At 73.4% G+C, this 5,228-nt stretch carries 3 protein-coding genes and 1 pseudogene; 1 reads left to right on the top strand and 3 read right to left on the bottom strand.

The window, feature by feature from the left end:
* Window positions 1-519 (bottom strand): annotated as a pseudogene (locus tag G5C65_RS30720) (glycosyl hydrolase); the annotation flags it as partial.
* Window positions 520-716: 197 nt separating this feature from the next.
* Between G5C65_RS30720 and G5C65_RS30715 the strand changes: the two are divergent.
* Window positions 717-2,732 carry an acetoacetate--CoA ligase gene (locus tag G5C65_RS30715; RefSeq protein WP_165302326.1) on the top strand — a complete coding sequence of 672 codons (2,016 nt, stop codon included), beginning with the start codon at window positions 717-719 and terminating at the stop codon, window positions 2,730-2,732.
* A gap of 73 nt (window positions 2,733-2,805) precedes the next feature.
* On the opposite strand, the gene ptsP is transcribed toward G5C65_RS30715, so the two are convergent.
* Both ptsP and G5C65_RS30705 read right to left on the bottom strand, forming a co-directional pair.
* A complete protein-coding gene (ptsP, locus tag G5C65_RS30710) occupies window positions 2,806-4,476 on the bottom strand; it encodes a phosphoenolpyruvate--protein phosphotransferase (protein WP_165302327.1) in 1,671 nt (556 codons plus the stop codon).
* Between the two features lie 34 nt (window positions 4,477-4,510).
* Window positions 4,511-4,960: a PTS sugar transporter subunit IIA gene (locus tag G5C65_RS30705; RefSeq protein WP_165302325.1), complete on the bottom strand. Its 450-nt coding sequence runs from the start codon at window positions 4,958-4,960 to the stop codon at window positions 4,511-4,513.
* Window positions 4,961-5,228 lie beyond the last annotated feature (268 nt).

Genomic DNA, 5,228 nt, shown 5'->3' with positions numbered 1-5,228 from the left:
CCCGCTGTCCGCGGTGTCCCCGCTGTCCCCGTCGTCCCCGCAGTCCCCGGTGCTCTCGGTGTGCTCCCACCAGCGCGGCGGCAGGTCGCGGCGCAGCAGTGTGCCGCCCGGCGTGCGCAGCTCCACCGTGCCGTTCCGCGAGACGGCCACCAGCACCCGCTCGGAGACCACCCGCCAGCCGCCGTCCTTGTCCGGCTCCAGCCCGGCCCGCGGATCCGGCTCCGGGCACGCACCGGCCAGCGCGTACGACGGTTCGGGCCGCGCGCCGTCCCAGCCGATGAACACGCCGCCCCCCACGGCGACCCGGATCCACAGCGCCGAGCGTGCGAACCGGATCACCCCGCCGCCCGGCCGAGGCTCCGCGCCCGTGGCAGCGCCCGGCACCCGCGCCCGCTCCCCGGCCGCGCGGGGCAGCGCCAGCGCGTCGGCACGGCGCCTGCGCCAGGCCGAGCCCAGGGCGCGCACGCCCTGGGCCGTCCCGAGTGCTCTCAACGACCGCACCAGGTCACGCGCGTCCATGCTGCTCAGCCTGCCACCGTCGGAAACGCGCGTCAGCGCCGTTCAGCCGCTGTTCACCTACGCGATACCGGGAGCCTACCGGGCGCCCCCGCGGGCGGGTCTGTGACGCCGCCCCTGGCGTCCGAGTTGATCACGTGGCATCGTCCTGCACAGCCAGCCGACCCCGTACCGCGAGCCAGGGAAGCCAGGGAGCCCTCATGACCGCAGCGCACAGCACCCCGCAGCCTCCGGCGCCGGAGGCGCTGTGGCGGCCGGACCCGGACCGCGCCGCCGCGGCCCGGATCACCCGCTTCCAGACCTGGGCCGCGGAGCACCACGGCGCTCCCGCCGTCGACCCGGACGACCCCGAGGCCGGCTACCGCGCCCTGCACCGCTGGTCGACCCAGGAGCTCGACACCTTCTGGGCCGCCTTCGCCGAGTGGTGCGAGATCCGGTTCAGCACCCCGTACGACACCGTGCTGGCCGACGCCGCGATGCCCGGCGCGCGCTGGTTCCCCGGCGCCACCCTCAACTACGCCGAGCACGCGCTGCGCACCGCCGAGGATCCGGCGCGCGCGGACGAGCCGGCGCTGCTGCATGTGGACGAGCGCCACGAGCCCACCCCCGTGACCTGGGCCGAGCTGCGGCGGCAGGTCGGCTCGCTCGCCGCCGAGCTGCGCCGCCTCGGCGTGCGCGCCGGGGACCGGGTCAGCGGCTATCTGCCCAACACCCCCGAGGCCGCCGTCGCACTGCTGGCCACGGCGGCGGTCGGCGGCGTGTGGACCTCCTGCGCCCCGGACTTCGGGGCGCGCAGCGTCCTGGACCGCTTCCAGCAGGTCGAGCCGGTCGTCCTGTTCACCGTCGACGGCTACCGCTACGGCGGCAAGGAGCGCGACCGCACCGAGGTCGTCGCCGAGCTGCGGCGCGAGCTGCCCACCGTCCGCGCCGTCGTGCACGTCCCGCTGCTGGGCACTCCGGCGCCCGAGGGGGCGTACGAGTGGGCGGAGCTCACCTCCGCCGACGTCGAACCCGTGTTTGAGAAGGTCCCGTTCGACCATCCGCTGTGGGTGCTCTACTCCTCCGGGACGACCGGTCTTCCCAAGGCCATCGTGCAGTCCCAGGGCGGCATCCTCCTCGAACACCTCAAGCAGCTCCTGCTGCACAACGACATCGGCCCCGGCGACCGCTTCTTCTGGTACACCTCCACCGGCTGGATGATGTGGAACCTCCTGGTCTCCGGCCTGCTGACCGGCTGCACCGTCGTCACCTACGACGGCAGCCCCGGCCACCCCGACACCGCGGCCCAGTGGCGGGTCGCCGAACGCACCGGCACCACGGTCTTCGGCACCTCGGCGGCGTACGTCATGGCCTGCCGCAAGGCGGAGGTCCACCCGGCCCGCGACTTCGACCTCTCGCGCGTCAGGTGCGTGGCCACCACCGGCTCCCCGCTGCCGCCCGACGGCTTCCGCTGGATCCACGACGAGGTCGCCGCGGACATGTGGATCGCCTCGGTCAGCGGCGGCACCGACGTGTGCAGCTGCTTCGCCGGTGCGGCGCCCACCCTGCCCGTCTACACCGGCGAGCTCCAGGCCCCCTCCCTCGCCGTCGACCTCCAGGCGTGGGACCCGGCCGGCAAGCCGGTCACCGACGAGGTGGGGGAGCTGATCGTCACCCGCCCCATGCCCTCCATGCCGGTCCGCTTCTGGAACGACCCCGACGGCACCCGCTATCGCGAGAGCTACTTCGAGATGTTCCCCGGCGTCTGGCGGCACGGCGACTGGATCACCCTCACCAGCCGGAACACCGTCGTCATCCACGGCCGCTCCGACTCCACCCTCAACCGGCAGGGCGTCCGTATGGGTTCAGCGGACATCTACGAGGTCGTCGAACGCCTGCCCGAGATCCGGGAGTCCCTGATCATCGGCGTCGAACTCGACGGCGGTGACTACTGGATGCCCCTCTTCGTCCATCTCGCCGAGGGCGCGGTCCTGGACGACGCGCTCCGCGAGCGGATCAAGCGCACCCTCCGCGAGAGCCTGTCCCCGCGGCACGTCCCCGACGAGATCATCGAGATCCCCGGCGTCCCCCACACCCTCACAGGCAAGCGCCTCGAAGTCCCGGTCAAACGCCTTCTCCAGGGCACGCCGCTGGAGAAGGCCGTCAACCCCGGCTCCGTGGACAACGCCGACCTGCTCCGCTTCTACGAGGGCCTCTCCCGCACCCGCGAGCCCTGAACGGCGCCCGCCCGCCCCTCTCACCGGGGCGGGCGGGCATTCGCACCTGCGCGACGGACGGCCGGGCCCGGGGTCACTCCCCGGAGAGCACCGCCTGCGCGGCGGTCCGTGCCTCGGGACCGCCGTCCGCCGTCCGCGCGGCAGCGGCGGCCCGCTCGCACTGCGCCAGCGTGTACTTCGCCAGCTCGGCGCGGACGAACGGGATCGCCGAAGCACCCATCGACAGGCTGGTGACCCCCAGCCCCGTCAGCACGCAGGCCAGCAGCGGGTCGGCGGCGGCCTCCCCGCACACGCCGCAGCTCTTCCCCTCCGCCCGGGCCGCCTCGGCCGCGGCGGACACCAGGTCGAGCAGCGCGGGCTGCCACGGGTCCTGCAGCCGCGAGACGGCACCGACCTGCCGGTCGGCCGCGAAGGTGTACTGCGCCAGGTCGTTGGTGCCCAGCGACAGAAACTCCACCTCCTGGAGCACCGAGCGGGCCCGCAGCGCGGCCGACGGGATCTCCACCATCGCCCCGAACTTCGCCTGCAGCCCCGCCTCGCGGCACGCGTCCGCGAACGCCTTGGCGTCCGCCCGGTCCGCCACCATCGGCGCCATCACTTCGAGGGAGACGGGCAGTCCCTCGGCCGCCGTCGCCAGCGCCCGCAGCTGCCCCTGGAGCACCTCGGGGTGGTCCAGCAGCGACCGCAGCCCGCGCACGCCGAGCGCCGGGTTCGGCTCGTCGCCCGGTGTCAGGAACTCCAGCGGCTTGTCCGCACCCGCGTCCAGCACGCGCACCACAACGCGCCCCTCGGGGAACGCCTCCAGCACCGTGCGGTACGCCGCGACCTGCTTGTCCTCGGACGGCGCCCGCCGGCTGTCGTCCAGGAACAGGAACTCCGTACGGAACAGCCCCACGCCCTCGGCGCCGGCCTCCACCGCGGCGGGCACGTCGGCGGGACCGCCCACGTTGGCCAGCAGCGGTACCCGGTGCCCGTCGGAGGTCGCGCCCGGCCCCTTGGCGGCGTCGATCGCGGCCTTCCGCTCCTCCGCGGCCCGCGCCAGCCCGGCCCGCTCCTCGGCGGTGGGATTCACCCCGACGTCGCCCGTGCTGCCGTCCACCGTGACGACCGTGCCCTCGGCCAGCTCGCACGCGCCGGGCAGCGCCACCACGGCGGGCACGCCCAGTGCCCGCGCCAGGATCGCGCTGTGACTGGTCGGCCCGCCCTCCTCGGTGACGAAGCCCAGCACCAGCGCCGGGTCCAGCAGTGCGGTGTCGGCCGGCGCCAGGTCCCGCGCGATGAGCACATACGGCTCGTTGCTGTCCGGCACCCCGGGCATCGGAACGCCCAGCAGCCGGGCGACGATACGATTCCGCACGTCGTCCAGGTCGGCCACCCGCCCGGCGAGGTACTCCCCGGCGTTGGCGAGCAGCGCCCGGTAGGCGGCGGACGCGTCGTACACCCCGCGCTCCGCGGTGCTTCCCACGGCGATCCGGCGGTCGACGTCGGCCAGCAGCTCCGGGTCCTGCGCCATCATGGCCTGGGCCTCCAGCACGGCCTGCGCCTCGCCGCCCGCGAGGGTCCCGCGGGCCTGGAGGTCGGCGGCCACCGCCTCCACCGCCTGCCGGGCCCGCTGCTGTTCCCGCGGGGCCTCGTCGGTGTCGATCTGCCGGGCCGGGGGCTCCAGCACGGCCGTTCCCATGTGCCGGGCCTCGCCGATGGCCACCCCGTGGCTCACACCGACGCCTCGCAGCGTTGTGTCCATCCTCATCCGTCTCCGCGGTCGTTCTGTTCGGGCGTCAGTTCCACTGGAAAAGCGTCTGGCCGGCCGCCAGCTCGCCCTCCTCGGCCACACCGGCGAGCGAGTCGGCGGTCGCCTCCAGCGCGATGACGGGGGACACCGGCGACTTGCCCGCCGCTTCGACGGCCGCGGGATCCCATCGCACCATCGGCTGCCCGCGGGACACGCTGTCGCCCTTGGCGACGAGCAGCTCGAAGCCCTCGCCGTTCAACTGCACGGTGTCGATCCCCAGGTGCGTCAGTACCCCGTGTCCGTCGGAGTCGACGACGACGAATGCGTGTGGATGGAGGGACACCACGATCCCGTCCACCGGCGCCACCGCCTCGGTCCGCTCACGTACGGGGTCGACGGCGGTACCGGGACCCACCATCGCGCCGGAGAACACCGGGTCGGGTACGGCCGACAGTCCGATGGCGCGTCCATTCAACGGGGACGTCACGGTGGTCATGGGAAGCCTCCCAGGGGTCAAGTTCGATCAGACGCAGCCTAAGTCACCCGAAACCGATTTGCCTCGCCGCGGGGGCGGCCTGTACGGTCATCCACCTGCCCGGCGCCGAGTGGCGCGGCAGCACCGAAGGGAAACGCCAAGAGCGTCCGTTCCTTGAGAACTCAACAGCGTGCCAAGTAGTCAACGCCAGATTTTTGGTATGCCTCGTCAAGGGGTTTACATAGCGAGGACATTTGTTCTTCGTTGGATGATTGATGCATTCACGGAG

Source organism: Streptomyces boncukensis (assembly GCF_011045075.1).
GTDB lineage: Bacteria > Actinomycetota > Actinomycetes > Streptomycetales > Streptomycetaceae > Streptomyces > Streptomyces boncukensis.
This window is presented reverse-complemented; position numbering and strand designations above follow the sequence as displayed.